This is a genomic window from Streptomyces sp. WELS2 (assembly GCF_013870595.1).
GTDB lineage: Bacteria > Actinomycetota > Actinomycetes > Streptomycetales > Streptomycetaceae > Streptomyces.
This window is the reverse complement of the sequence record NZ_JACBWZ010000797.1, coordinates 1-2,783: the sequence shown is the minus strand read 5'-3', so window position 1 is coordinate 2,783 and position 2,783 is coordinate 1. Positions and strand designations below refer to the sequence as shown.

The window sequence follows — 2,783 nt, the reverse complement described above, 5'->3', positions numbered from 1 at the left end:
GGATCCGGAGCCCGGCTCCGGGACGCGCCGTGCGCGGGTGGGGGGCAGTCATGGCGGGCTCATCATCCCACTGCCCCCGCCCACTGCCCACGGCAGGTCGGCCGAGCCGTCCCCGATCACCGGTTCGAACGGCCCATACACCGATTCCCGCCGCCGCGCATCGGCCATATGGGCCCGGTCATGCCGACGGAGTGCTTACGGTCGCCCACGCGCGGCAATACGTAACGGTATGTCGAGCCGCGGCCAGGAGGCTGAGCATGAGCATCTGGTGGTCACTCCATCTGCGGCGCGAGGCCGCGAGCGTGCCGCTCGCGCGACGGCTGCTGATCGGCACGATGGAGACGGCGGGCGTCGACCCGGACATCTCCTACGACCTGTCGGTGGCCCTCACCGAGGCCTGCGCGAACGCGGTCGAGCACGGCGGTGACGCCGCGCCCGGCGCCTCGCAGGCCTACCGGGTGACGGCGTACCTCGACGGCGAGAAGTGCCGTATCGAGGTGGCCGATTCCGGGCCCGGTCTGCCCCCCGCCCAGGACTTCCGGCCGGCCCGCGCGGACGCCGAGCACGGGCGCGGCCTGTGCCTGATCCAGGAGCTGACCGACCACGTGCGCATCGGGGCGAAGCCCGGCCGGGGCGGAACGGTGGTCAGCTTCGACAAGATCCTCAAATGGACGAAGGACCCCTCGCTGCTCACCGCGTGAGCGCGAGGGGTCCTTCGTCAGGGGATCAGCCCTTCAGCGTGGCCATCCACGCCTCGACCTCGTCGGAGCGGCGCGGCAGCCCCGCGGAGAGGTTCCGGTTGCCGTCCCGCGTGACGAGGATGTCGTCCTCGATCCGCACGCCGATGCCCCGGTACTCCTCGGGCACGGTCAGGTCGTCGGCCTGGAAGTAAAGGCCCGGCTCGACGGTGAGCACCATGCCCGGCTCCAGCGTGCCGTCCACGTAGGTCTCGGTCCGCGCGGCGGCGCAGTCGTGGACGTCCATGCCGAGCATGTGCCCGGTGCCGTGCAGGGTCCAGCGGCGCTGGAGGCCCAGCTCCAGGACGCGCTCGACCGGGCCCTCGACCAGGCCCCACTCGACGAGCCGCTCGGCCAGCACGCGCTGGGCCGCGTCGTGGAAGTCGCGGTACTTGGCGCCCGGCTTGACGGCCGCGATCCCGGCCTCCTGGGCGTCGTACACGGCGTCGTAGATCTTCTTCTGGATCTCGCTGTAGGTGCCGTCGACCGGCAGCGTGCGCGTGACGTCGGCGGTGTACAGGGTGTGCGTCTCCACACCGGCGTCCAGCAGCAGCAGGTCGCCGGAGCGGACCGGGCCGTCGTTGCGGACCCAGTGCAGGGTGCAGGCGTGCGGGCCGGCGGCGCAGATGGAGCCGTAGCCGACGTCGTTGCCCTCCACGCGCGCGCGGAGGAAGAAGGTGCCCTCGATGTAGCGCTCGGAGGTCGCCTCGGCCTTGTCGAGGACCTTCACGACGTCCTCGAAGCCGCGCACGGTGGAGTCGACGGCCTTCTGCAGCTCGCCGATCTCGAACTCATCCTTGACCAGGCGCATCTCGGAGAGGAAGACGCGCAGCTCCTCGTCGCGCTCGGCGGTGACCTTGTCGGTCAGGGCCGCCTCGATGCCGGCGTCGTGACCGCGCACCACGCGGACCGGGCCGGTGGCCTCGCGGAGCTTGTCGGCCAGCTCGCGCACATCGGCGGCGGGGATGCCGTAGAGCGCCTCGGACTCGGCGAGGGAGTGCCGGCGGCCGACCCACAGCTCGCCCTGGCCGGAGAGCCAGAACTCGCCGTTCTCCCGGTTCGAGCGGGGCAGGAGGTAGATCGTCGCCTCGTGGCCGTCGCCCTTGGGCTCCAGGACCAGGACCCCGTCCTCGGTCTGGTTGCCGGTGAGGTACGCGTACTCGACGGAGGCGCGGAAGGGGTACTCGGTGTCGTTCGAGCGGGTCTTGAGGTTGCCCGCCGGGATGACCAGGCGCTCGCCCGGGAAGCGGGCGGAGAGTGCGGCGCGGCGGCGCGCGGTGTGCGCGGCCTGCTCGATGGGCTCCAGGTCACGCAGCTCCGTGTCGGCCCAGCCGGACTTCATGTTTTCGGCCAGCTCGTCGGAGACGCCCGGGTACAGGCCGTTCTTCCGCTGCTTGACCGGCTCCTCGGGCTCGGTCTCCGGGCCCTCCGCGGTAGCGGAGTCGGGCACAGCCGGGTTGAGCTCGTCGGACACGTGATCCTCCTCGATACGCCAGTGATCTCCCCCGGGGCCGTGCGCTCCTGCTTGTGGCCGAGCGGGGCCTCCATCATCGTACGGTCGTACCGGGAGGGGGTGGGGCCGGATGACCTGTTATGCCCGGTCATACCGCTCGGCCGGAACCGTCGCCGGGACGGTCAGTCGAAGCGGGCCGCCAGCAGGACCACGTCCTCGTCGCTGTCGGCCGTGTCCAGGCCGTCCGGCAGGACCGTGCGCAGGACGTGGTCGGCGACCGCCCCCGGGTCGTGCCGCAGCGCGCGCGGGACGCTCGCGGCGGCCGCGTGCAGCCGGGCGAAGGCGCGGTCCATCGGGTCGCCGGTACGGTGCAGCAGCCCGTCGGTGTAGAGCAGGACCGTCTCCCCGGGCTCCGTCTGCACCTCGGCGCTGGGCGCCTCCCAGCAGGCGAGCATGCCGAGCGGCGCGGAGACGGAGGTCTCGGCGAACTCGGTGCGCCGCTCGCCGGTCAGCAGCGGCGGGCTGTGCCCGGCGCCGGCCAGGGTGATCCGGCGCAGCGCGGGCTCGCAGTAGGCGAACAGGGCGGTGGCCGA

Annotated in this window: 3 protein-coding genes; 1 reads left to right on the top strand and 2 read right to left on the bottom strand. The window is 72.4% G+C overall.

The features are described from left to right. The first annotated feature begins 257 nt into the window (after positions 1 to 257). A complete protein-coding gene (locus H5J33_RS29975) occupies positions 258 to 701 on the top strand; it encodes an ATP-binding protein (RefSeq protein ID WP_181797929.1) in 444 nt (147 codons plus the stop codon). A 25-nt stretch (positions 702 to 726) separates the two neighbouring features. Here the strand turns inward: H5J33_RS29975 and H5J33_RS29970 are convergent, their stop codons facing one another. Together H5J33_RS29970 and H5J33_RS29965 are read right to left on the bottom strand one after the other, a co-directional pair. After that, positions 727 to 2,211, bottom strand: coding sequence for an aminopeptidase P family protein (locus H5J33_RS29970; RefSeq protein ID WP_181797928.1), 1,485 nt, complete (start codon positions 2,209 to 2,211; stop codon positions 727 to 729). Between the two features lie 161 nt (positions 2,212 to 2,372). Beyond that, on the bottom strand, positions 2,373 to 2,783 hold a 411-nt coding region (locus H5J33_RS29965), incomplete at its 5' end, for a PP2C family protein-serine/threonine phosphatase (RefSeq protein ID WP_181797927.1).

Excerpts from the sequence above, each read along its gene's own strand:
- H5J33_RS29975 (WP_181797929.1), top strand. The coding sequence starts at position 258 with ATGAGCATCTGGTGGTCACTCCATCTGCGGCGCGAGGCCGCGAGCGTG.